This window comes from Jiella mangrovi, from assembly GCF_017815135.1.
GTDB classification, from domain to species: Bacteria; Pseudomonadota; Alphaproteobacteria; order Rhizobiales; family Rhizobiaceae; genus Jiella; species Jiella mangrovi.
The window spans coordinates 376,263-397,264 of the sequence record NZ_JAGJCF010000003.1; the positions used below are offsets into that span (position 1 = coordinate 376,263).

General features: G+C 63.7%; 28 protein-coding genes and 1 tRNA gene. 11 read left to right on the top strand and 18 right to left on the bottom strand.

Annotated elements, in window-relative coordinates; genetic code table 11:
• Nucleotides 1-78 precede the first annotated feature (78 nt).
• From crcB to J6595_RS06985, 3 genes are all read left to right on the top strand, one after another.
• The gene (gene crcB / locus J6595_RS06975) at nucleotides 79-456 is read left to right on the top strand and encodes a fluoride efflux transporter CrcB (protein ID WP_209593723.1); all 378 of its coding nucleotides are present in this window, start codon (nucleotides 79-81) and stop codon (nucleotides 454-456) included.
• 245 nt (nucleotides 457-701) lie between these two features.
• A complete protein-coding gene (locus tag J6595_RS06980; RefSeq protein ID WP_209593724.1) occupies nucleotides 702-1,535 on the top strand; it encodes an aspartyl/asparaginyl beta-hydroxylase domain-containing protein in 834 nt (277 codons plus the stop codon).
• A 26-nt stretch (nucleotides 1,536-1,561) separates the two neighbouring features.
• Nucleotides 1,562-2,545 carry an NAD-dependent epimerase/dehydratase family protein gene (locus tag J6595_RS06985; RefSeq protein ID WP_209593725.1) on the top strand — a complete coding sequence of 328 codons (984 nt, stop codon included), beginning with the start codon at nucleotides 1,562-1,564 and terminating at the stop codon, nucleotides 2,543-2,545.
• Nucleotides 2,546-2,611: 66 nt separating this feature from the next.
• On the opposite strand, the gene J6595_RS06990 is transcribed toward J6595_RS06985, so the two are convergent.
• Nucleotides 2,612-2,878, bottom strand: a complete 267-nt coding sequence (locus J6595_RS06990) for a CopG family antitoxin (protein WP_209593726.1) — start codon at nucleotides 2,876-2,878, stop codon at nucleotides 2,612-2,614.
• Entirely contained in the window at nucleotides 2,832-3,146 is a 315-nt protein-coding gene (locus tag J6595_RS06995) for a BrnT family toxin (RefSeq protein ID WP_209593727.1), read from the bottom strand. Before J6595_RS06995 ends, J6595_RS06990 begins: the two co-directional genes overlap by 47 nt.
• Nucleotides 3,147-3,383: 237 nt before the next feature.
• Here J6595_RS06995 and J6595_RS07000 point away from each other — a divergent pair, with 237 nt between their 5' ends.
• The 3 genes from J6595_RS07000 (at nucleotide 3,384) to J6595_RS07010 (ending at nucleotide 5,934) form a co-directional block, all read left to right on the top strand.
• Nucleotides 3,384-4,370 (top strand): RluA family pseudouridine synthase, encoded by a 987-nt coding sequence (locus J6595_RS07000; RefSeq protein ID WP_209593728.1) that lies wholly within the window; start codon nucleotides 3,384-3,386, stop codon nucleotides 4,368-4,370.
• A gap of 10 nt (nucleotides 4,371-4,380) precedes the next feature.
• Complete coding sequence (locus tag J6595_RS07005) at nucleotides 4,381-5,046, top strand: HAD-IA family hydrolase (RefSeq protein WP_209593840.1); 666 nt, start codon at nucleotides 4,381-4,383, stop codon at nucleotides 5,044-5,046.
• A gap of 153 nt (nucleotides 5,047-5,199) precedes the next feature.
• Nucleotides 5,200-5,934, top strand: coding sequence for an ATP12 family chaperone protein (locus tag J6595_RS07010; protein WP_209593729.1), 735 nt, complete (start codon nucleotides 5,200-5,202; stop codon nucleotides 5,932-5,934).
• A gap of 51 nt (nucleotides 5,935-5,985) precedes the next feature.
• Here the strand turns inward: J6595_RS07010 and J6595_RS07015 are convergent, their stop codons facing one another.
• From J6595_RS07015 to J6595_RS07040, 6 genes are all read right to left on the bottom strand, one after another.
• Nucleotides 5,986-6,267 carry a hypothetical protein gene (locus J6595_RS07015; RefSeq protein WP_209593730.1) on the bottom strand — a complete coding sequence of 94 codons (282 nt, stop codon included), beginning with the start codon at nucleotides 6,265-6,267 and terminating at the stop codon, nucleotides 5,986-5,988.
• On the bottom strand, nucleotides 6,252-6,662 hold the full coding sequence (locus tag J6595_RS07020) for a hypothetical protein (RefSeq protein ID WP_209593731.1): 411 nt from the start codon (nucleotides 6,660-6,662) through the stop codon (nucleotides 6,252-6,254). The genes J6595_RS07015 and J6595_RS07020 overlap by 16 nt, the downstream gene beginning before the upstream one ends.
• Nucleotides 6,663-6,837: 175 nt before the next feature.
• Nucleotides 6,838-7,767, bottom strand: coding sequence for a sensor domain-containing diguanylate cyclase (locus J6595_RS07025; protein ID WP_245197668.1), 930 nt, complete (start codon nucleotides 7,765-7,767; stop codon nucleotides 6,838-6,840).
• Between the two features lie 163 nt (nucleotides 7,768-7,930).
• A complete protein-coding gene (locus J6595_RS07030) occupies nucleotides 7,931-8,713 on the bottom strand; it encodes a molybdopterin-binding protein (protein ID WP_209593733.1) in 783 nt (260 codons plus the stop codon).
• Nucleotides 8,710-9,579, bottom strand: a complete 870-nt coding sequence (locus J6595_RS07035; protein ID WP_209593841.1) for a cytochrome b/b6 domain-containing protein — start codon at nucleotides 9,577-9,579, stop codon at nucleotides 8,710-8,712. Before J6595_RS07035 ends, J6595_RS07030 begins: the two co-directional genes overlap by 4 nt.
• Nucleotides 9,580-9,726: 147 nt before the next feature.
• On the bottom strand, nucleotides 9,727-10,173 hold the full coding sequence (locus J6595_RS07040; RefSeq protein ID WP_342453113.1) for a YaiI/YqxD family protein: 447 nt from the start codon (nucleotides 10,171-10,173) through the stop codon (nucleotides 9,727-9,729).
• Between the two features lie 157 nt (nucleotides 10,174-10,330).
• Here J6595_RS07040 and J6595_RS07045 point away from each other — a divergent pair, with 157 nt between their 5' ends.
• A complete protein-coding gene (locus tag J6595_RS07045; protein ID WP_209593734.1) occupies nucleotides 10,331-11,293 on the top strand; it encodes a DMT family transporter in 963 nt (320 codons plus the stop codon).
• Nucleotides 11,294-11,419: 126 nt separating this feature from the next.
• The gene (locus tag J6595_RS07050; RefSeq protein ID WP_209593735.1) at nucleotides 11,420-11,698 is read left to right on the top strand and encodes an acylphosphatase; all 279 of its coding nucleotides are present in this window, start codon (nucleotides 11,420-11,422) and stop codon (nucleotides 11,696-11,698) included.
• Nucleotides 11,699-11,728: 30 nt separating this feature from the next.
• Here J6595_RS07050 and lipB read toward each other — a convergent pair whose 3' ends face one another.
• Nucleotides 11,729-12,481, bottom strand: coding sequence for a lipoyl(octanoyl) transferase LipB (gene lipB / locus J6595_RS07055; RefSeq protein WP_209593736.1), 753 nt, complete (start codon nucleotides 12,479-12,481; stop codon nucleotides 11,729-11,731).
• 240 nt (nucleotides 12,482-12,721) lie between these two features.
• On the opposite strand from lipB, the gene J6595_RS07060 reads away from it, so the two are divergent.
• Nucleotides 12,722-12,806, top strand: a tRNA-Leu gene (locus J6595_RS07060).
• Between the two features lie 173 nt (nucleotides 12,807-12,979).
• Here J6595_RS07060 and J6595_RS07065 read toward each other — a convergent pair.
• From J6595_RS07065 to J6595_RS07075, 3 genes are all read right to left on the bottom strand, one after another.
• On the bottom strand, nucleotides 12,980-13,702 hold the full coding sequence (locus J6595_RS07065; protein WP_209593737.1) for an outer membrane protein: 723 nt from the start codon (nucleotides 13,700-13,702) through the stop codon (nucleotides 12,980-12,982).
• A gap of 223 nt (nucleotides 13,703-13,925) precedes the next feature.
• A complete protein-coding gene (locus tag J6595_RS07070) occupies nucleotides 13,926-14,189 on the bottom strand; it encodes a DUF2312 domain-containing protein (RefSeq protein ID WP_209593738.1) in 264 nt (87 codons plus the stop codon).
• Nucleotides 14,190-14,329: 140 nt separating this feature from the next.
• Nucleotides 14,330-14,641, bottom strand: a complete 312-nt coding sequence (locus tag J6595_RS07075; protein WP_209593739.1) for a DUF1244 domain-containing protein — start codon at nucleotides 14,639-14,641, stop codon at nucleotides 14,330-14,332.
• Between the two features lie 454 nt (nucleotides 14,642-15,095).
• On the opposite strand from J6595_RS07075, the gene J6595_RS07080 reads away from it, so the two are divergent.
• Together J6595_RS07080 and pyk are read left to right on the top strand one after the other, a co-directional pair.
• The gene (locus tag J6595_RS07080; RefSeq protein ID WP_209593740.1) at nucleotides 15,096-15,569 is read left to right on the top strand and encodes a DUF1036 domain-containing protein; all 474 of its coding nucleotides are present in this window, start codon (nucleotides 15,096-15,098) and stop codon (nucleotides 15,567-15,569) included.
• On the top strand, nucleotides 15,566-17,002 hold the full coding sequence (gene pyk, locus J6595_RS07085) for a pyruvate kinase (protein ID WP_209593741.1): 1,437 nt from the start codon (nucleotides 15,566-15,568) through the stop codon (nucleotides 17,000-17,002). Before J6595_RS07080 ends, pyk begins: the two co-directional genes overlap by 4 nt.
• An 86-nt stretch (nucleotides 17,003-17,088) precedes the next feature.
• Here pyk and J6595_RS07090 read toward each other — a convergent pair whose 3' ends face one another.
• From J6595_RS07090 to J6595_RS07115, 6 genes are all read right to left on the bottom strand, one after another.
• Nucleotides 17,089-17,532 (bottom strand): hypothetical protein, encoded by a 444-nt coding sequence (locus J6595_RS07090; RefSeq protein ID WP_209593742.1) that lies wholly within the window; start codon nucleotides 17,530-17,532, stop codon nucleotides 17,089-17,091.
• A 371-nt stretch (nucleotides 17,533-17,903) separates the two neighbouring features.
• Nucleotides 17,904-18,695, bottom strand: a complete 792-nt coding sequence (locus tag J6595_RS07095) for a tetratricopeptide repeat protein (RefSeq protein WP_209593743.1) — start codon at nucleotides 18,693-18,695, stop codon at nucleotides 17,904-17,906.
• A gap of 144 nt (nucleotides 18,696-18,839) precedes the next feature.
• Nucleotides 18,840-18,965, bottom strand: coding sequence for a type B 50S ribosomal protein L36 (ykgO, locus tag J6595_RS07100; RefSeq protein ID WP_084411784.1), 126 nt, complete (start codon nucleotides 18,963-18,965; stop codon nucleotides 18,840-18,842).
• Between the two features lie 147 nt (nucleotides 18,966-19,112).
• A complete protein-coding gene (locus tag J6595_RS07105; RefSeq protein WP_209593744.1) occupies nucleotides 19,113-20,201 on the bottom strand; it encodes a 5-(carboxyamino)imidazole ribonucleotide synthase in 1,089 nt (362 codons plus the stop codon).
• A complete protein-coding gene (gene purE / locus J6595_RS07110; protein ID WP_209593843.1) occupies nucleotides 20,198-20,689 on the bottom strand; it encodes a 5-(carboxyamino)imidazole ribonucleotide mutase in 492 nt (163 codons plus the stop codon). Before purE ends, J6595_RS07105 begins: the two co-directional genes overlap by 4 nt.
• Before the next feature lie 2 nt (nucleotides 20,690-20,691).
• The gene (locus tag J6595_RS07115) at nucleotides 20,692-20,895 is read right to left on the bottom strand and encodes a YdcH family protein (protein WP_209593745.1); all 204 of its coding nucleotides are present in this window, start codon (nucleotides 20,893-20,895) and stop codon (nucleotides 20,692-20,694) included.
• Nucleotides 20,896-21,002 lie beyond the last annotated feature (107 nt).

Here is a 21,002-nt window from a genome sequence, read left to right on the forward strand (position 1 = left end):
GGTTCGTTCCCCTCGGCCGGCGCCTCCCGCGCCGGCCGAATGTGTTTTGTCGGACGATTTATTGAGCGAAGTGACCCGATGTATCAGCTTCTTCTCGTGGCGCTCGGCGGCGGTCTCGGCGCGGCCCTCAGGCATCTTTCCGGGATTGCCGCCCTCAGGCTCTTCGGCGCCGGATTTCCCTATGGCACGATGTTCGTGAACGTCGTCGGCTCCTTCGTCATGGGGGTCTTCATCGAGCTCCTCGCCCGAAGGTTCGGCGCCTCTGCCGATCTGCGCCTGTTCTTTGCGACGGGCGTCCTCGGCGGCTTCACCACCTTCTCGTCGTTTTCTCTCGACACGGCCTTTCTCACCGAGCGTGGCGATCTCATGCTGGCGGCGGTTTACGTCATCGGATCGGTGGTCATCGGTATCGCCGCTCTCTTCGCGGGGCTGGCGATCGTCCGGGCTCTGGCCTGACGCCCGGAACGGCGCCCTGCGTCGCGTCGGCCGGAAGGAAGGCGCTCTCGATCTCCGGACCCGAGCATCGTCCTGGCCGCCAGTCGGTTGCGATTTTCGCGCCGATTCGACCGCCCACCGCGCATCCCATCCGATCACGCCCCAGTCGAGATTGAACCGCCGGCCTCTTGCCTTGGCGCTTTGGCCGGGCGTATGGCCAGACGAAAGAAGCCGTGTGGCGCCGAGTTTGCGCAAGGACCGTTGGCATGACCCGCAAGACAAGAAAACTGATCCGCCGGATCGCGATCGCCCTCCCTCTGGCGGTTTTATGTTTCTGGCTGATCCCGATCGTGACGATCGTCTGGATCGTCTGCGGGCTGATCGACGTCGGCAGGAACAAGGCCAAGACGCAGCTGATGTACAGCCGCTATTTCATGGGCAACGGCATTCCAACCTGGCTGCTTTCCCCGTTCAATCTTTTGATCGATCTTCTCAGCTACAAAAATCCCGGCGTATGGCGGCTTGAGGATTTTCCGCCCGAATGGCGGGCCGAGATCGATACCGTGCTCGATACCTTCCGCGAAAAGAAGACCGAGATCATCGCCGACATCGACCAGCAGTTCCCGGCCGGCCGGCGCGGCATGTATGTCTATCAGTGGTTCGGCAAGCAGTTCGTCGACGACGTGCCGGAGTTCAATCGCGAGTTCAAATACGTCAAGACGATCGCCGTCTCGGTGTTTTCCGGCAAGGAATCGACCACCTGGCACTATGGCCCGCTGCGGCTGACCCTGCGGGTTCTTCTTAATCTGGAGCCGGCCGACAGCGACCGCGTGTTCATCGAATGCAACGGCGTCAAGCATCTGTGGCGTGACGATCCGCTCTACATCTTCGACGACACGCTGTTTCACCAGTCCGTCAACGAGGTCGACGCGCGGCGCTACAACGTCTTCATGGACGTCATCCGGCCGAGCCCGGTGCCTGGCTTCCTGTCGACGCTTCTGATCGGCGTCTCGGCTCTGGCCGACCGGCTGAAGGCGATGTTCTACAAGAACTGGAAGATGATCGACCGGCGGGGCGAGGCGGCGAAGCCGGCCTCCTGAGATCCGCTCACTGCGGGGAGAGGGCGTTGCGCATCCTTCTGACCGGCTCGTCCGGCTGGCTCGGGCGGTTTCTAGCCCCAAGGCTGCGGGCGAGGGGCGACGAGGTGATCGGCCTCGACGTGGCGCCGGGCGCCGACACCGACGTGCTGGGCTCGGTTGCCGACGGGGCCCTGGTCGATCGTGTGTTCGCGGAAAACGGCATCGAGGCGGTGATCCATGCGGGCGCGCTGCACAAGCCGGACATCGCCCGCTATCCGGCGCAAAGCTTCGTCGACGTCAATGTGACCGGCACGCTGAACCTTCTCGAAGCCGCGACGCAAGCGGGGCACGATCGCTTCGTCTTCACCTCGACGACGTCCCTGATGATTTCCCAGGCGATCCGTGCCGAGGCCGGGGACGCTGCGGTGTGGCTCGACGAAGCGGCAGGGCCGCTTGCGCCACGCAACATCTACGGGGTCACCAAGCTCGCCGCAGAGGGGCTTTGCCGGCTGTTCCATATCGAGCATGGGCTGAACACGATCGTACTGCGAACATCGCGCTTCTTCCCCGAAGACGACGACACGCTCGACCACCTGTCTGGACCGAATCTGAAGGCGAACGAATTCCTGAACCGGCGACTGACTGTAGAGGATGCGGCCGACGCTCACATCGCCGCGCTGGACAAGGCGCCGGAGATCGGCTTCGACGTTCTCGTGGTTTCGGCGCCGACGCCGTTCGCGCGGTCTGAGGCGAGGGAGCTGAAGGCCGACGCGGCTTCGGTGATTGCCCGTTATTTCCCCGATGCCGCCGAGCTATACGCGCGGCGCGGTTGGCTGCTGCCAAGATCGATTGGCCGGGTCTACGACGCGCGCCGCATGGAGCGTGTCCTCGGTTTTCGTTGCCGGACGGATTTCGCCGCCATTCTGGCAGTGCTGGAGGAGGGCGCCGACCTGCCGTTTCATCACGATCCCAATTACGTGTCGCCGAAGGAGAGGTCGCGTCCAGTCTCGACGAACCGGGAGCTGGGCTAGACTCAATCGACAGTGATGGTGGCGTCGAGCAGGAGCCCTTCGACAAGGCAGCCGGGCAGTTGGGGATCAATGAAGCGACTGCAGGCCGCGCTCGAGAAGCTCGCGCATGAAACGCTGATACTTCATTCCGCGCCGTGCGGCTTCGGCCTTTATCGCGGCGAGCTGGCGTTCCGGCATCCGCATGGTGACGCGCGCCGATTTCTCATCGAATTCGTGATGAACTGGTTCGATCCGGCTCCAGTCGTAGGCCGTCAGGTCTGCCTCCGCGACGAATTGCTCGGCGGCTTCATCGGTCGGCAGACTGGGCCAAGGCTTTTTGTCTATGCTGCTCATAGAGCTTGACCTCGTCTCGATGCATGTAGCGGGCGCTGATGGGGCGAATCAACATTCCCTCGGTCGTCTCGCGATAGGTGATGACGGCGAACACGTAGCGACCCGAAATTGCGGGCGCCGCGATGCGCCATCGCTCCTCCGTGGGATGCGGATTTATCACGCGGAAGTCCGCGGCGCGGATCGCCTGCTCTATCTCCGCTCGACCGACACCATGCTTGCCGCATTTGGGCCAGTTTCCGGCGTCCCAGTCGAATCCGGCGACCCGCATAGGTTAAAATATGCACGTTTGTATGTACATTTCAAGGTGGGCTGTTTTGCTTGGCGACGAGACCAACCGGACAAAACATGGCCTATTGAGCACCACCGGCCCGTTGAGACAGGACGCGTGAATGTGCAGAAACGGGACTTCATTGCTCATTGCTGCCGCTTTCATTAGGAAACGAGAAACACAAGCGCCTCGGCCATCTCACATGGACAGTTGCGTTAAATCGAAAGGCATGGACCGTTGGCAGGCGTCGAGCAAAAACGGGTGGAGGAGGACGAGGCGGGTCTCAGGCTCGATCGCTGGTTCAAGCTCCATTATCCGGGCCTCGGCTTCGGTCATCTGCAGAAGCTGCTCCGCTCCGGCCAGATCCGCGTCGACGGCGGCCGGGCAAAATCCGACACGCGCGTCGAGCCGGGACAGATGATCCGGGTGCCGCCGGTCGGCAGCGACCTGAAGACCCTCGACAGCAAGCCCCTGACCGCCAACACGATGAAGCACCGGGAGGACGGCGAGATCCTGTCGAAGATGCTGCTCTACGAGGACGACAAGGTCATCGTCCTCAACAAGCCGGCGGGGCTCGCCGTGCAGGGCGGCTCTGGCGTCGTGCGCCATGTCGACATGATGCTCGAGGCCTGGCGCAACAAGAAGGGCGAGAAGCCGCGCCTCGTCCACCGCATCGACCGCGACACCTCCGGTATTCTCGTCGTCGCCCGCACGCGCGGCGCGGCGACGGCGCTGACCAAGGCGTTTCGCGAGCGCGATACGCAGAAGCACTACTGGGCGATCGTCAAGGGCGTGCCGGCGCCGCATGAGGGGCGGATCTCGACCTATCTCGCCAAGGAGCAGACGCCGGACGGGGACCGGATGCGCATCGCCAAGCATGGCGACGAGGGGGCCGACCACGCGCTGTCCTACTACCGGGTGATCGATCAGGTGGCGCAGAATTTCGCCTGGCTGGAGATGCAGCCGCATACCGGCCGCACCCACCAGCTGCGTGTGCATGCCCTTCATCTCGGCCATCCGATCATCGGCGATCCGAAATATTTCGAACACGACACCAACTGGGAGTTTCCCGGCGGCGTGCAGAAGCGGCTGCATCTGCACGCCCGGCGGATCGTCATTCCGCATCCGGCCGGCGGCGTGATCGATCAGATCGCGCCACTGCCGCCGCACATGGTGCAGACCTTCAACCTGTTCGGCTTCGACGAGGCAGAGCTCGGTGACTGAGGCGGCTCAGATGAAGGCCGTCCTGTTCGACTGCGACGGAACGATTGCCGATTCCGCCGGGCTGATTTCGGCCATCATGACGCGCGCGTTTCGCCGCTTCGACCTGGAGCCGCCGCCGCCGGAGGCGACGCGGGCGATCATCGGATTGTCTCTGGAAACGGCGGTGCAGGCGCTGCGACCATCGCTTGATCCAGCCCAGGCGCGCGAGATCGCCGAGGGGTATCGCGTCGAATACCGCGCCGAACGGGCCCGGCCGGACTTTTCGGAAGAACTCTTCGCCGGCATGGCGGATCTGGTGCGTGAGCTCTCGGCACGGGACGAGGTGCTTGTCGGCATGGTCACCGGCAAGTCGCGTCGCGGCGTTGCCGCCCTGACCGCCCATCATGGCATCGAGACGTGCTTTTCCGCGGTGCGGACGGCGGACGATTGTCCCTCGAAGCCGCATCCGGCGATGGTGCTCGAATGCTGCGAGGAATTCGGCGTCGCCCCGAAGGAGGCGGTCGTCGTCGGCGACACGACCTTCGACATGGAGATGGCGAAGGCGGCGGGCGCTCATGCCGTCGGCGTGTCCTGGGGCAGCCACTCGGTCGAGCTGATGCGCGGGGCCGGAGCCGACGAGATCGCCGAAAACGTCGATGCGCTGGTCGCGGCGCTCGAGCGTTTTCTGGCAAGGTGAGAGGCCAAGGGCACCGCGCGCGCAGCCTCGCCGCGCGTTCCATAATGCGCCGTGCGTCCGAATAAACGCACAAAGAACGCTCTAACTTATTGAAGCACCGCATCGTGCTTTGCGAAAGTCGAGCCCGATTCTGCAGCGCCACCAAGGGTCATCATGTCGAACACGCCCCCTTTTGCCCGACCGGAACTGCCGAAGCGTTTCTACAAGGCCGTCGCGGTCACCGAAACGCCGCAGGGTTTTGCCGTGTCGCTGGACGGCCGGCCGGTGAAGACGCCGGCGCGAAAGCCTCTCGCGGTGCCGACGAAGCCGGCGGCGGATGCGATCGCGGCCGAGTGGGAAGCCCAGAGCGAGCGCATCGATCCCGCCTCGATGCCGGTGACGCGGCTCGCCAACACGGTCATCGACGGCATCCTGGACGATCCCGAGCCGGTTCGGGCCGAGATTGCCCGCTTCGCCGAGACTGACATGATGTTCTACCGGGCCGGCGAACCCGAGCGGCTGGTGGAGCGCCAGCGTGAGCGCTGGGATCCGATCCTCGCATGGGCAGAGGAGCGTCTGGGGGCGCGGTTCACCCTTGCAGAGGGCGTCATGCATGTCGCCCAGCCGGACGCCTCGCTTGCGGTCGTCCGCGCGCATCTTCAGGGCTTTGCCGACGGATTCTCGGTCGCTGCGCTTCACCAGATGACGACGCTGACGGGCTCGGCCCTACTGGCGATGGCCATTGCCGACGGACGGCTTTCGGCGGAAGAGGCATGGGCGCTCGCCCATCTCGACGAGGACTGGAACGTCGAGCAGTGGGGCGCGGATGACGAGGCGATGGCGCGGCGCGATGCCCGTTGGCAGGAAATGCAGGCGGCCGCGGTGATGCTTGCCCGCGAGCGGCAATAGATCCCGCCACGCTCGCTGTCTGAGTTCGTTTCAGGCAACCGTATGGATTGCCTATCCTTCCTTCGCGACTTCGGGCGTAACCGGCCTCTTGGCACCGTCCACATCCCGCGGGCGCAATGATCGGTTGACGAGATATCCGATGCCCCCGCCGATCAGCGCACCGGCCCCCGACGTGACGAGCGGCAATGCGATGCCGACACCCACGAGCCCGATGACGGATCCGAGCGCGGCGCCGCCCAGGGCGCCGGCTCCGACGTCTTCGCTGGACGAGGATTTGGGAGATTTTTCGTCGGTTGAGGACATTGAAAAGGCCTGGTTCAGGATTTCGTCCACGTCATGTAGGACAAGAAGATGGTGACGAACAGGATAACGCAACTCACCATATAAACCGCGAGAGGTGGAGAATAGTTCTCCTCATGCCGCCAAATTGCGACAAACGACGCGTAAATCGTGACTGCGACGAGGTCAGCAATCAGCGCCGAACTCAGCATGGGATGTTGGCTGAACTTTGGAAACCAGAGATGCAGAGCCGTTCCAATCATGGTGGCAGAGTAGAATAACAATGCCCAAGGCGTAATTTCGGCGAACACCGTCTGAAGTTCGATATGGAACGCGTCATTGCCGGTAGACCAAAGCCCCAGGCACGCGATCGGTACGAAAACGGGACCGCCAATCGGAAAGATCGCCTGCCACCATAACCAGAGGCCCTTATCCTTCGCTGATTTCACGGTGCATCTGCCCTGCGGTATAGATCTCGACTGCGAAGAATCGACGTTGATGAGTGCCGTTACGTTAAGCGGTGGTCTAAATATTCACAATCATAAACTGTGGCACAATCCGCAAAATACCCGGTTCCTCGGGCCATCGGCTCTGCAGATCCAAGCTTGCGTTCGCCCCACCTTCTCACGCAGCGAGTGTCTGATGCGGCGTGCATACGCAGGCGCGTCCGGACTGTTTGGCAGCGTAGAGCGCCAGATCGGCGGCATTGAGCAGATCCGTCGGCGAATTTGGGCGGTTGTCGCCGTCGAAGGCGGAGACGCCGATACTGAGCGTCAGCTTGGCGCCGCGACCAGCTCCCGGATTGGGTATAGCGGCCAGCGCGACCGCCATGCTGATGCGTTTGGCGACGGCAACCGCTCCGGCAAGATTGGTTCGCGGCAGGATGATGGCGAATTCTTCGCCGCCATAGCGGGCGCACATGTCGCAATCGCGCCGCGTCTCATTGGTGACGAGATGCGCGATTCGCTGCAGGCAGCTGTCGCCGGCGAGGTGGCCGAGGGTATCGTTGTAGGCCTTGAAGTGGTCGATATCCATCATCAGCAGTGCCATCGAGTGTCCGACGGCGGTCGAGGCAAGCCACTCGGTCTCCAGATACTCATCGAACATCCGCCGGTTGGCGATCCCTGTCAGAGGGTCCTGCCGAGCGAGGACCTCGAGCTTTTCCTGCGCCATCTTCTGGACCGTGATGTCGCGCAGCGTCTCGACCACCGCGATCAGTCTGCCGTCTTCGTCCTTGATCGGCCCGGCATCGATCGCGAGATATCTCTGACCTCCAACGACAGGCAGATGGCACCAGTTCTCGGCTGAGAAGATTCCCCGGGCTGGGTCGGACGAGCAGTCGACCGAATAAAGGTCGGCGATCTCTTCGGCTGCATTGCCGATCACGAGGTCCGCAAGGCACGGACGCTCTTCGGTATAAAATCCCTGCCAATGGTCCTTGGTGCCGATGACGTCACCGGCGCTTATTCCGGTCAGACGCTCACAGGATCGGTTCCAGATGATGACGCGGCCGGTCTCGTCGAGGACGAATGTCGGAACAACGAGATGCTCCATCAAGCGAACCGCGAAATTCCGGTGCTGCCTTATCGCTCTCATCGGAAACGATCTCCCAATTCCTCGTTTCCAGAAAAAGCCAACTTCTATAACATATCCTTAATTTAACGTTGTGGTTGCGAAGAATATCGCTCTTTGAGCAAATTGCTTCCGGCGCCCGCACTCAGATTCCGGCAAACCACTCGTAGCCCCTGTCCTCCCAGTAGCCACCGTTTCCCTGACCATAAGCTGAAAGGGAATCGACCAGTGCGATCTTGCGAATGTATTTCGCCATCTTGTAACCGAGCTGACGTTCGACCCGAACGCGGAGCGGAGCGCCGTTGGAGACCGGCAAAGCCTGGTCGTTCAGCCCGTAGGCGAGGATCGTCTGGGGATGGCGGGCATCGGCGAGATCGATCGATTCGTAGTATCTGATCGGACCGGCGAAGCCATTTTCCATCGTGTCGAAACAGTCGAAGACGACGAAACGGGCTGGCGCCGTGGGTCTGACCTCGTCGAGCAGCGCCGCGAGCGGGACGCCCGTCCATTTGGCGATGCAGCTCCAGCCCTCGACGCAATCATGCCGTGTGATCTGGGTTCGGCTCGGCATGGCGCGCAGTTCGTCGAGGCTGAACTGCGCCGGCTTTTCGACGAGGCCGGATATTTTGAGCCGGTATGACGCGAAGTTGTCCGCCGCGAGCTGCCGGTAATCCACGTCACCGGGGTTGGTCGTTCCGTTGGGCCGCTGCGGCTGGCGGATCTCGCTTGGCGAATACTCGCGGGCGAGATCGTCGCTGCCGAGCAGCATGCGCTGGACGCGGTAGGTCAGGGAGTTCGCCGTCTCGAGAACGTCGCGGATCGTGGAGTCCCTCGATGCCACGCCGTCGAAGCAGCCGGCGAGCGGCGCAGTCGAAGCGACGGCCGCGCCCGTCAGGAAGCTGCGCCGGGAAAGGGTGAGGCGGGTCATCGGCGCTTCTCCGGGGCGGTGCGGTACCAGCCGGTGATGATCGAGCGGAGCTCGTTAATTGGGCCGGCGAGAACCACCATGAGGATATGAACGAGGAAAAAGGCGACGAGGCAGAGCATCAGCGCAAAGTGGATCGTGCGGGCGGTCTGCCGGCCGGCGAAAAGGTCAAGCAGAACAGGAAACTTTGCAACGACCCCCGGCGACATCGTCAGCCCGGTGAGGACGATCAGTGGCAGGACGACGAAGAGGATACCGGCATAGGACAGCTTCTGCAGGACGTTGTAGGCGCCGTCGTGACGGAACCGCAGGCGCAGATGATCGGCGACGTCGCGCGGCAGGCGCTTGAGGTCTCGCCATGTCGGCACCAGCTCGCGCAGGTGACCGTTGGCGATGCTGGCAATCAGCCAGACGAGGAGCGTCGCGACGAGCACCCAGGCGAAGAAGAAGTGGACGACGCGGCCGGTCGCCAGATCCCGGTAGCCGGGGATCGTCAGCCAGCCGGGGAAACTCTTGCGGGCCATGCCGTCGCCCTGCGGAACGAGGCCGAGCCAGCCCGTCGTCTCGAATTGGTGGCCGAAGATGGTGGTCACACCCTGAAGCTCGCCGCCGACTTGGACCGTGCCGATCGACAGGATGGAATTGTCGAAACCGAAGCCGGATTGCTGGCCGATATAAAGGTCGGGCCGTGCCATGAAGATCTGCAGGCCGGAAAGCAGCATGAAGAACAGGGTGATCGCCCAGATCCAGTGGGTCACGCGGGTCGCGATCTTCTGGCGGTAGACGAGCCGGCCGGCATCTCTGCTTGAAGTTTCGGTCTCCGTTTCATCGCCGCCGCCCCGGTCTTTCGGGGCGTCGACATCGCTCATTGTCGCCATTGCGAAAGTCTTCCTTCGCTCTTCTGCGGATTTTCCGTCGTTGCAGATGGACGACGGATCAGGGCCTTGTTCGCACGGAAGTGCCAGGAGGTTTCAGGTCGCTCTCCCCATCGTGATCTCAGGCGAGGCGCGAAGGGATCAGCGCGAAACCCTTGTGAGAACCTGATCGAGCGCCTGCAGGAAGCGCGAGCGGTCGGCGGCGGTGAAGCTGGCATTGTAGCCCTTCGATTCGCCGGTTTCGCGCAGATGCTGCTTGAAGGCCCGCATCGACAGGGCGGTCCCGATCGTCTCAGCGGTAAACTCGCGGCCCGTCGGGCCGAGGGCCGCAGCGCCTTTTTCGAGCGCCCGGGCCGCCAGGGGGATGTCCGCGGTGATCACCACGTCGCCGGCAGTGCAGTTCTCGACGATCCAGTCGTCGGCAGCGTCTGCGCCATCCGGGACGACAACGATGCGGGCTTCGGGAAAGCGCGACGGCCGCATGCCGCCGTTGGAGACCAGGATGACCGCCGCAGCCTTGCGGGTGGCGACGGTGATGGCCTCGTCCTTCACCGGACAGGCGTCGGCATCGACAAAAAGGGTCGTCACGGCAGTCTCATCCTCGCTTCGATCGGTCTTTTCGGGGCGGGCCAGGCGAACGGGCGGGCTTGTCGCCCGGCCGGAAAGGCGCCTTAACCGGACAGCAAATCCATCGCACTTCGTTTCCGTCGATGGCGGGATCCTTCGAACCATGCCATGCAGCGGAATGACCGACACCAGCCAATCCTACACCAATACGCCGAGCGAGACCCTGCGAGGCATGGCGATCATGATCCTCGCCGCCGCCTTCATTCCAATTCTCGACGTGTTCGGCAAGAAGCTGGTGACGGTCCATCAGCTCTCGCCGGGCGAGGTCGGGATGTTTCGCCTCGGTATCCAGGCTGGCCTGACCTTGCCGATCGTCCTCGTCGCCAATGGATGGGCAGGGCTTGCGACCACGCGGCCGTTTCTCAACGTCCTGCGTGGTCTGCTCCTCGCACTCGGAACCCTGTCGTTTTTCGCAGCGCTTCGTTTCATGCCGCTTGCCGACGCGACGGCGGTGTTTCTGGTCGAGCCCTTGATGGTCACGCTCCTGTCGGCCGTCTTTCTGAAGGAAACCATCGGCTGGCGACGGGTGGCGGCGGTCGCGATCGGCTTTGTCGGAGCGATGATCATCATCCAGCCGAGCTACGCCATTTTCGGCCCCGCTTCGCTGTTGCCGCTGATGGCGGCCTTCGCGGTCGCCCTCTATCTCATTCTCAGTCGCAAGGTCTCGCGCGGGACGAGCCCGCTGGCGATGATGGTCTATGGCGGTCTCGTTGGCGCCCTTGCCCTGGCGCTGGCCATCGCGCTCGGGCAGGGGAGCGGCATCGAGGAGCTTCGTTTCAGCTGGCCCCCGACGGCGACGGCATGGATGCTGCTCTTTCTCGCCGGCCTGGTCGGAACCGTCGGCCATCTCATGTTCATCTATGCCTATCGCCTCGCACCCGCCTCGGTCCTCGCACCGTTCGGCTATGTCGAGATCGTCTCGGCGATCGGTCTTGGCTATCTGGTCTTCGGCGACCTGCCGAACCTCGCGAAATGGCTCGGCATGGCGATCATCGTCGCATCCGGCCTTTTCGTCTTCCTGCGCGAACGCAAGGCCAAAATGGCCGTCGTCGAAATCCGCCGGGTGCCGCCGCCGCACTGAGCGTCTCGATCTTCCGATTCGGCTTTTTTCGGAAGCGCGCTGTTCATCGGATTCGAAACATCCTTCGCGAAGACTACTATCAACCGTGAGGCGTCAGGCGCGAGCCGCGCGAACAGGGGATGTTGCATGGTCAAGAGCGTTCACGTCGAAATCACCGGCCGGGTGCAGGGCGTCGGCTATCGCGCCTGGTGCGAAGAGGAGGCGCGGCGGCTGGAATTGTCGGGCTGGGTGCGCAATTGCCGCTCCGGCGCCGTCGAGGCGGTTTTCAGCGGTGAGGATGCCGCCGTCGACGAGATGCTCGGCGCGGCCGAGGCGGGGCCGGCCTGCAGCAACGTCCACGATGTCCGCGTCATCGGCGATGTCGAGAGCTATGAGGGCGAATTCGAGGTTCGCCCGACGGAGTAAGGCGGCCGGCCAGCACGGGGGGCGCTGGGGTCACCCCCCGACGGTCGCGGGCCGCGAGGCTCCGAACACCGTCTCGAAATTCTTCCGCAAAAGGGCGTCCACCTCGGGCATCGAGACGAGTATGCCGAGATCGGCCAGGCTGGTCACGCCGTGGCCGCGAATGCCGCAGGGCACAATGCCGGAAAAATGCGTGAGGTCGGGATCGACGTTGAGCGAGATGCCGTGGAACGTCACCCAGCGGCGAACGCGGATGCCGATCGCCGCGATCTTGTCCTCGCTGACGGCCCCGTCTGAGGACCGCTCACCCTCCGGCCGCGCGACCCACACGCCGACGCGGTCCTCGCGTCGCTCGCCGACGATCTGAAACTCCGAGAGCGTGGCGATGATCCAGGATTCCAGCGCGGCGACGAAGGCGCGGACGTCCTGGCGCCGGCGTTTGAGATCCAGGAGCACATAGGCCACCCGCTGGCCGGGCCCGTGATAGGTGTACTGGCCTCCGCGCCCGGCCGAAAACACCGGAAAGCGGTGATCGAGCAGGTCATCGTCCCTGGCGCCGGTGCCGGCCGTATAAAGCGGCGGATGTTCCACCAGCATGACCGCTTCGGCCGCCTCACCCTCGGCAATGGCGGCGACGCGAGCCTCCATGGCCGCAAGCGCCGTGTCATAGGATGTCAGGCCGTCGAGCACGATCCACTCGACCGGCGGCGACCCGTCGGAGGGCAAGAAGCGATCGGTCGCGGCGAGAAGCCGGGGCGCTGCGGTCTGCGGGGGATGGCTCGTCATGGGCGGGATATAGCGATTCCAACCGTCACCGGGGAAGGGGGGCTTCACCGGGAAAGGGAAATCACGCGGCCTCGATCGGCATTCTGCCGGCGCATCATGCGCTGAAGACGGGCCTGTCTCATGCCAGGGGCGGACAACATCACGATTTCCGCGACGGGCGAGAAGTTTGGTCTTGTGCCGCCCGGCATCTCTTGTTACACGCCCGCCACCGACGGAAAACAACCGTCGGAATCACGGCGTGCGGTCGTGGCGGAATTGGTAGACGCGCAGCGTTGAGGTCGCTGTGGGGCAACCCGTGGAAGTTCGAGTCTTCTCGACCGCACCAGCCATGTTTTCAGCACCGATAGCGATCCTCTCGTCCCAAGGCAGCATGCGCTGCGTGCGAATACAAGCGATGTCCGTGGCAACGCTTTGCAGGTGACCCCAATCCGGCCATGGCGATATGAAGCGGCGGACCATCGGCCAGGCCGACGATCGCGCCTTTCTCGTCACTGAACCTCAGAAGCGATAGTTCAGGCCGATCTTGCCGAGATGAAAATCGACATCGACATCCTCGACGCCGAAGAAGTCCGCCGGACCACCGGTCAGATCGAATTCCCGACTGCCGAGATCGACATAGTTGTATTCGGCCTTGAGAGTCAGATTGTCGAACACGGCATATTCGACGCCGGCGCCGACCGTATAGCCGGTCATCGTCCGGGAGTCCGAGCCGCCATCGTCGTCGGCCACCCGGTCGAAGGTGTCGATGCCGACGCGGCCGACCGCCAGACCGCCGGTCACGTAGGGCAGGAACTTGTCGAAGGCATAACCGACGCGAGGCCTCACGGTCAGAAGCCAGTCGAGGTCGGCGTGCCACTCGGGATCGGAACTGACGAAGTCTGCGTCGAAATCGCTGCCGGCAAAGTCAGCTTCGAGGCCGAGAACCCAGTTGTCGATCTGATAGTTGTAGCCGAGCGTGCCGCCGTAGAAGCCGCCTTTCGCATCATCGAGCGGATCGGCGAAGTCGTTCAGCGAGTGGAAGACACCACCTTCCGACTCGGCGGTAAGATCGCCTGAGCCGTAGCCGCCGTAGATACCGACATAGAAGCCGCTCCAGTCATAGGCCGAAACGATCGGCGCAACGGCGACCGGAGCGTCGTAGATGACGTCGGCCGCCTCAGCTGCCGAGGTCAAGGTGACGAATGCTGCACCCGCCAACAGAGCATTACGGAACGATAGCATGGTTGATTCCCTCGTTTATGAACGGAGAACCAGTAATCATGGAAGCGTTGTTTCAGGTATTGCAGAGAAAACACAACCTGAAAACGTAGTTTTCGTAACCGTTGCATATATTAAGAAAATCCACCGGTCAGCCAGCGTTCATGCGATAAGGATGAAGGCGTTGGTCGACCGGTGTTGCGCCGAACGGCGATCGTCTCGAAGACTATCGGTAACAGGCGGTGCCTTACTCTTCGGAAGCGCTGGGCGCCATTCCGAGCGCCTGAAGGTAGAGGTCGAGGACCGCTTCCATTTCCTGGCGCTCCTCGGCGTCCTGCTTGCGGAGCGAGATGACGCGGCGAAGCACCTTGGTGTCGAAGCCGTTGCCCTTGGCCTCGGCATAGACGTCCTTGATGTCGTCCGAGATCGTCTTCTTTTCTTCCTCGAGCCGCTCGATCCGCTCGACGAAAGAGCGGAGTTGATCCTGTGCGACTCCGTTGACGTCAGACATGTTGGCACTCCGTGTTCGTTGGTTCCGATGGGCAGCCTTTAAAGGGCTTTCCTAAGCCTTTCGTTACCATGGCGAATGCGCCTGCCCGGATCGGACGCGCAAGGGGAGAAAGGTGTGGAAAGCGAGGATGGTGGGCCCGATCAGTGCCGATCGCCCGTTGCGCCCGCGGCAAACGCCGCCTGTGCCTCAGGGCTGGCGTCGCGCTGATACTTCTGTCGCCACTCGTCGTAGGGCATACCGTAGACGATCTCGCGCGACTCGTCCTTGGTCATGGCGATGCCGTCGGCCTCGGCCGCCTCGCGGTACCAGTTGGACAGGCAGTTGCGACAGAAGCCGGCGAGGTTCATCAGATCGATGTTCTGGACGTCGGTTCGCTCGGACAGGTGATCGCGCAGCCGGCGAAACGCCGCCGCCTCGAGTGCGATGCGCTGCTCCTTGGAAAGATCGGGCATGGCTCAGTCTCCGGTTTTATGATTCGTCGCCCGCATATCGACCCTCGGGCGGCCGGCATCAAGGATGCCGGAGCCGGGCTGTCCTTCGAGGGCCGATCAGCCGTGGCGGGTCGATCATTCCTTGCGCCAGCGAAACGTTCTGGGCCTTGCAGGCGCGCTGGGGGCTTCTAACGGTTGCGTTTGCCGTGCTATCGCCGTCCTTCTTCTGGCCGGTGATTGCCGTTCGGGGGAGGCATTGCGGCGTGATCGGCACGGGCTTGGAGGCAGACGGCGAGGGCGCGGGGCAAGGATCAGCTGTTGCCTTGGCTGTTTCGTCCGGTCGGCTGCAGCGTCGCGCAAGCTTGTCATCGATAGGTGCTAGGTAGGACGCGGCGCGTTCTTCCCCTCGTTGACACCGCCTGGTGCAACGCGAACATTGCGGATCGAAGGGTCGATTGTTTTCAGGAAGTGCAATATGAAGCTCTTAGGCGTGTTCAAGGCCGTGCCGAAGCCCATTCGTCTCGCCACGATTGCCATTGGCGCCTTCGTGCTCAGTGCGCCGCTTAGTGCCGTCGGCGCCAGGGCCGACTTCAGGGTCTGCAATGGCACGCAGTCGCTCGTCGGCGTCGCCATCGGCTACCGGGCCGAAGCCGGCTGGACGACGGAGGGCTGGTGGCGCATACCGGCGACGACCTGCAAGTCGATCATCGAGGGGCCGCTTTCCTCGCGCTACTATTATCTCTACGCCGAAGATGCCGATGGCCGCAGCCGCTGGGCCGGCCAGATCAACCTTTGCATCGCAGAAAACGAGTTCAAGATCACCGGACGCAAGGACTGCCTCAAACGCGGCTATCAGCGTATGGGGTTCCGGGAGTACGACACCGGCGAGCAGGCGAGCTGGATGGTGCAGCTCACCGAAGCGCCAAGAACCGAATCGGGGAACGAATGAGACGAAACCGAAGGGTCAAGATCCTCGCGACCTTGGGACCGGCATCCTCGTCCGAAGAGATGATCCGCAGCCTCCACGAGGCCGGCGCGGACGTCTTCCGCATCAATATGAGCCACGCCGATCACGACCTGATGCGCGACCTCGTCGCCCGCATCCGCAAGGTCGAGGCCGAGCTCGGCCGGCCGATCGGCATTCTCGCCGATCTGCAGGGGCCGAAGCTGCGGGTCGGCAAGTTCGCCGAGGGCAAGGTGTCGCTCTCGCTCGGCCAGACCTTCACGCTGGACGACAATCCCGAGCCCGGCGACGCGAACCGGGTGCAGCTGCCGCATCCCGAGATCCTCGAGGCTGTCGAGGTCGGACACCGGCTCCTGATCGACGACGGCCGGCTGCAGCTCGAATGCGTCGCCACGGATAACCGCCACATCGAATGCAAGGTCGTGGCCGGCGACAAGATCTCGGACCGCAAGGGCGTCTCGCTGCCCGACACGACGCTGGCGACGGGCGCCCTGACCGACAAGGACAGAAAAGATCTCGATGCGGTCCTCGCCGCCGATGTCGACTGGGTGGCGCTCTCCTTCATCCAGCGGCCGGACGATCTGGCCGAGGCGCGCAAGATCGCCCGGGGCCGGGCGTTCCTGCTGTCGAAGATCGAAAAGCCCCAGGCGGTCGAGCGTCTCGACGAGATCATCGAGCTGTCCGACGCCATCATGGTGGCGCGCGGCGATCTCGGCGTCGAACTGCCGCTCGAAGCGGTGCCCGGTATCCAGAAGCGGATCACCCGCGCGGCGCGCAAGGCCGGCAAGCCCGTCGTCGTCGCCACGCAGATGCTGGAATCGATGATCTCCGCGCCGGTTCCGACGAGAGCCGAGGTCTCGGATGTCTCGATCGCCGTCTATGAGGGCGCCGACGCCATCATGCTGTCGGCCGAATCGGCGGCGGGGCAGTATCCGATCGAATCCGTTTCGATGATGGACCGGATCGCCCAGCGCGTGGAAAAGGACCCGCTCTATCCGGGCATCATCTTCGCCCAGCGGCCCGAGCCGGAGCCGACCGGCGCCGACGCCGTTTCGCTCGCCGCGCGGCAGATGGCCGAAACCCTCGGCGTCGCGGCCATCGTCACCTACACCGCCACGGGCACCACCGGGCTGCGAACGGCGCGCGAACGGCCCCAGATCCCGATCCTGGCGCTCTCGCCGGTGCTCGGGACCGCGCGGCGGCTGTCGCTGGTCTGGGGGATGCACTGCGTCGTCACGGAGGACGCCCAGGACCTCGACGACATGGTCGATCGCGCCTGCCGGATCGCCGTCGAGGAAAAATACGCCAAGTCCGGCGAACGGGTGATCGTCACAGCCGGCGTGCCACTCAGGACGCCGGGAGCCACCAACATGCTGCGCATCGCCTATATCGGTTCGGACGGCCTGTCAGCCGTGTAGACAGCCTCGCCGCTCGAACGAAAGGCCCGGCGTGAATCTCCACGCCGGGCCTTTTCGATTCGCAGCGGAATTCCCGTGACCGCGGGCTACTTCGCGGTGTCGGTGCTATCCGAAGATGTGTCGGCGGGCATCGAGCTGTTCGAGGAGCCGCCCGACGACATGTTCGAGCCTGACTGGCCACCCTGTCCGTCCCGGCGCTGGGCGCCCATGACGCGGCCGCTGGTGTCGATCATCATGACGACGCGTTCGCCGTCGGGGGTGGTGGCGCCGACGATATAAGCAGCGTCCATGATCGCGGCGTCGGTGTAGCCGGCGGACTGCAGCGCCTTCAGAACCTTGTTCTGCGAGGTCACCATGTCGCCGGCCGACATCGCTTTGGTGCCCGACGTCGATGTCGACTGATCGGTCGAGCCACTGTCCCCGGACATCGCCGGCTGCTGCGTGGTCGTCGATCCGGACGTATCGGACTGCGCCAGTGCGGGCGCTGCGGCGAAAGCAAAGACGGTCGTTGCGAGAATGAACTTTTTCATCGTGTTCCTCCGTTCTTTATCCAGGCGCCGGTTCGCGCCGGGTTCACGAAGGCCAATCCCAAGATGTCTCGATCGTTCCAAAAGACGAATTTAGAAAATCATTAAGAGCAATTAGCCAGGCAAGAGCATCACCTGTCAGAAGAGGGGGCCGGTGATAATCGCTGTATTGTTGGCCAGCAAATCTATCCTCAAACGAGGATACTAGAGACCGCCGCACCCCTGGAGCATGATCCCGAACAATGGGAGCCGATTTTCGGAAAATATCCGGCCCCCAACGAGAGGACAGAGCGGGAGAATGAGCGAAGCTCATCTCATCCTCTCTAGGAGCGTCAGGACACAGACGGATGCGTTGCGTCCGGGGGGGGGGCGCCTCAGATCGCTGGGCCCGTCAGCTCCTCGGACAGCCGGCCGGCGGCGTCCTGCGCCGATTTCAGCGCGGGATAGACGGCGAGGACCTTCTCGTAGGTCTCGAGCGCCTTCTTTTTCTCGTCGAGCCGTTCGAGGATCATCGCGAGCCCCATCAGGGCGCCCCAGTGGCGCGGTTCGCGATTGAGGGTCTGCTCGATGTCGGCCAGCGATCGACCCCACCGGTCCATGCTGAAATTCAACGTCGCTCGCCGGTTCCACGCCTCGGCATAATCCGGGTCGAGAACCAGCGTCTGATCGAGGACGTCCATCGCGGCCGCATTGTCCTTGTGGCCCATGGCCTTTGCGGCACGCTGCATCAACAGATCGATCGTGGCGCTTCCGGAGCGGCGCCATTCGCGCTCGATTCTGGCTGCGATGCGGGCGGCCTTGGTGCCGTCGGCCTGCTTGCGCAGCTCCGAGAACAGCCGTTCGATCTTCTCCTCCCGGGTCTCGTCCGGCCGGTTCGCGGGCGCGGTGTCGGCCTGATCGACGGGAGCGGGATCGCTGGTCGCGTCGTCCTCGGCAAGGGGCGCGCTGCCGAAGGCGTCCGGCGTGTCGGGCGCTACGTCGGGCGCCGGGACGATCATCGGCGATTCCTCGCCGCCGGGCGCGGAGGGTGCCTCGGGAGCCTTCCCGCCCTCCGGTGGCATGACGGAGGGTGGCGTCTGCTCCTGAGCCGCCGCGTGGCTCGAAAGACCGAGGCCAAGACCGAGGCCGAGGGGCAGGGCGAGAGCGAAATGAAGAGCGTGCCGCATCAGCGAAGAATCATCGATCGCAGCCCGCCTGTCAATTTGACGATCGCGTGAGGCCACAAGCGAAAACCCGCCTGGAACGGATCCAAGGGCGGGTCTTGCAGTCTCGAACAACAAAGCGCCCGGGCCAGGGCCCGGATCGGCGCGTCAGCCCTGGCGGGCCTTGAAGCGCGGCGCTTCCTTGTTGATGATGTAGATGCGTCCCTTGCGGCGAACCATGCGGTTGGCGCGATGGCGGGACTTCAGAGCTTTGAGAGAGTTCTTGATCTTCATGACTTCACCGGATCGATCGTCGCGACGATCGGGTCCTTCCGCTCCGCCGCATGAGGAAAGGCGCGCCATTTCGAGCGCGCCAAGTTGATGGGTGGCAGATAGCCAGAAGACGCTTTGATGTCAATCTGTCTAAGCCCGAAAACCCGGTCATGCCCCGCGGGAGAGTGGCGTTACGTGGGTGACATGGCCCATCTTGCGTCCGCGGCGCACCTCGGCCTTGCCGTAGAGATGGAGGACGCTGCGCGGCTCGGCGACGAGGCGATCGAATCGATCCACGTCCTCGCCGATGAGATTTTCCATCACGCAGTCGAAATGCCGCTCCGGGCTCGCAAGAGGAAGGCCCGCGATCGCCCGGACATGCTGCTCGAACTGCGAGACGAGGCAGGCGGCCTCGGTCCAGTGGCCGGAATTGTGGACGCGCGGGGCAATCTCGTTGACGAGGAGCGTGTCGTCCTTGCCGACGAAGAACTCGACGCCGATCACCCCGACATAGTTCAGATGCGACAGGATCTGCGCCGCGATCGCTTTCGCCCGCTCCGCCAGCTCGTCCGTTACCCGGCCCGGGATGGTCGAGGACTTCAGGATGCCGAGGCTGTGGACGTTCTCCGCCGGATCGTAGGCGGCGATGGCGCCGTCCTGGCCGCGCGCGGCGATGATCGAGATCTCGTAGGCGAAGGGGACGCGCTTTTCGAGAATCGCCGGAGCCCGCCCGATCGCCTCGAATGCGTCGGTAAAGGTCGTATCAGCGTTCAGCCTCGCCTGTCCCTTGCCGTCATAGCCGAATCGGCGGGTTTTCAGGATGCAGTCGCCGCCAAGGTCGAGGAGAGCGTGCCCGAGCTCGTCGGCGGCATCGATCGCCCGCCAGTCCGCCGTCTCGACGCCAATGCCGTTGAGAAAAGCCTTTTCGACGACGCGGTCCTGGGAGACCTCGAGGGCTTCGGCCGGCGGGGCCAGCGGTGTTTCCCCCATCGCCTTGCGGAGCGGCGCGACAGCGACGTTCTCGAACTCGTAGGTGAGTACGTCGGACAGGCCGGCGAGACGCCTCAGGCAGGCCTCGTCGTCATAGGGGCCGACGATCATCTCCGTCGCGACCTGGGCTGCGGGACAGGCCGCGCTCGGATCGAGGACGGTGATCCGGTATCCGAATCTTGCAGCGGCCATGGCCAGCATGCGGCCGAGCTGACCGCCGCCCACGATGCCGATGGTAGCGCCTGGGCGCAGCGGGAAGTCGGTCACGTTTCGTCCCTCGGGATTTCCTCCACCGCCGCCGTTTGGGCCGCGCGGTAGGCGTCGAGGCGGGTGGCGAGCGCCTCGTCCGACAAGGCGAGGACGGCTGCCGCAAGGAGGGCTGCATTGACCGCGCCGGCCCGGCCGATGGCGAGTGTTCCAACGGGAATCCCGGCCGGCATCTGGACGATCGAAAGCAGGCTGTCCTCGCCGGAAAGGGCGCGGCTTTCGACCGGCACGCCGAACACCGGCAGCGGCGTCATTGCCGCGGTCATGCCGGGCAGATGCGCGGCGCCGCCGGCGCCGGCGATGATCACGCTGAAGCCCTCGTCACGGGCGCCCTTGGCAAAGCTGTAGAGCCGGTCGGGGGTCCGGTGGGCCGAGACGATGCGCGCCTGATAGCCGATGCCGAGACCATCCAGCGTGTCGGCGGCGTTTTTCATGACGGGCCAGTCCGACTGGCTGCCCATGATGATGGCGACGGGTGTGGATGGCATGCTCACGCACTGATGTCCGGTATGATCTGGTCCTCGAGGTCCTGCAGCTTGTCCTTGACCGCAAGTTTCTTCTTCTTCATCCGCTGGATGCGCAGCCTGTCACAGCCCATCGCCTCCATCGCCTCGATCGCGACGTCGAAGTCGGCGTGATCCTGGCGAAGCCGCGCCACTGCGAGCCTCAGCCCTGCCTGCTCTTGTTCCCCCATGAAACTCCTTTCGAGACACTTCGCCGCACGCTCACCGCGAGCCGGTTCGAAGCTCTTGCCACACCGTCATATTTTGTAAACCGCCCGCTGAGTTGACCCGCCGGAAT

Bases quoted from the DNA above. Each gene is read 5' to 3' on its own strand.
- crcB (WP_209593723.1), top strand. From the start codon at position 79: ATGTATCAGCTTCTTCTCGTGGCGCTCGGCGGCGGTCTCGGCGCGGCC.
- J6595_RS06980 (WP_209593724.1), top strand. From the start codon at position 702: ATGACCCGCAAGACAAGAAAACTGATCCGCCGGATCGCGATCGCCCTC.
- J6595_RS06990 (WP_209593726.1), bottom strand. From the start codon at position 2,878: ATGAGCAGCATAGACAAAAAGCCTTGGCCCAGTCTGCCGACCGATGAA.
- J6595_RS06995 (WP_209593727.1), bottom strand. From the start codon at position 3,146: ATGCGGGTCGCCGGATTCGACTGGGACGCCGGAAACTGGCCCAAATGC.
- J6595_RS07005 (WP_209593840.1), top strand. From the start codon at position 4,381: ATGAAGGCCGTCCTGTTCGACTGCGACGGAACGATTGCCGATTCCGCC.
- J6595_RS07010 (WP_209593729.1), top strand. From the start codon at position 5,200: ATGTCGAACACGCCCCCTTTTGCCCGACCGGAACTGCCGAAGCGTTTC.
- J6595_RS07025 (WP_245197668.1), bottom strand. From the start codon at position 7,767: ATGGAGCATCTCGTTGTTCCGACATTCGTCCTCGACGAGACCGGCCGC.
- J6595_RS07030 (WP_209593733.1), bottom strand. From the start codon at position 8,713: ATGACCCGCCTCACCCTTTCCCGGCGCAGCTTCCTGACGGGCGCGGCC.
- J6595_RS07035 (WP_209593841.1), bottom strand. From the start codon at position 9,579: ATGAGCGATGTCGACGCCCCGAAAGACCGGGGCGGCGGCGATGAAACG.
- J6595_RS07045 (WP_209593734.1), top strand. From the start codon at position 10,331: ATGACCGACACCAGCCAATCCTACACCAATACGCCGAGCGAGACCCTG.
- J6595_RS07050 (WP_209593735.1), top strand. From the start codon at position 11,420: ATGGTCAAGAGCGTTCACGTCGAAATCACCGGCCGGGTGCAGGGCGTC.
- lipB (WP_209593736.1), bottom strand. From the start codon at position 12,481: ATGACGAGCCATCCCCCGCAGACCGCAGCGCCCCGGCTTCTCGCCGCG.
- J6595_RS07065 (WP_209593737.1), bottom strand. From the start codon at position 13,702: ATGCTATCGTTCCGTAATGCTCTGTTGGCGGGTGCAGCATTCGTCACC.
- J6595_RS07070 (WP_209593738.1), bottom strand. From the start codon at position 14,189: ATGTCTGACGTCAACGGAGTCGCACAGGATCAACTCCGCTCTTTCGTC.
- J6595_RS07075 (WP_209593739.1), bottom strand. From the start codon at position 14,641: ATGCCCGATCTTTCCAAGGAGCAGCGCATCGCACTCGAGGCGGCGGCG.
- J6595_RS07080 (WP_209593740.1), top strand. From the start codon at position 15,096: ATGAAGCTCTTAGGCGTGTTCAAGGCCGTGCCGAAGCCCATTCGTCTC.
- pyk (WP_209593741.1), top strand. From the start codon at position 15,566: ATGAGACGAAACCGAAGGGTCAAGATCCTCGCGACCTTGGGACCGGCA.
- J6595_RS07090 (WP_209593742.1), bottom strand. From the start codon at position 17,532: ATGAAAAAGTTCATTCTCGCAACGACCGTCTTTGCTTTCGCCGCAGCG.
- J6595_RS07095 (WP_209593743.1), bottom strand. From the start codon at position 18,695: ATGCGGCACGCTCTTCATTTCGCTCTCGCCCTGCCCCTCGGCCTCGGT.
- ykgO (WP_084411784.1), bottom strand. From the start codon at position 18,965: ATGAAGATCAAGAACTCTCTCAAAGCTCTGAAGTCCCGCCATCGCGCC.
- purE (WP_209593843.1), bottom strand. From the start codon at position 20,689: ATGCCATCCACACCCGTCGCCATCATCATGGGCAGCCAGTCGGACTGG.
- J6595_RS07115 (WP_209593745.1), bottom strand. From the start codon at position 20,895: ATGGGGGAACAAGAGCAGGCAGGGCTGAGGCTCGCAGTGGCGCGGCTT.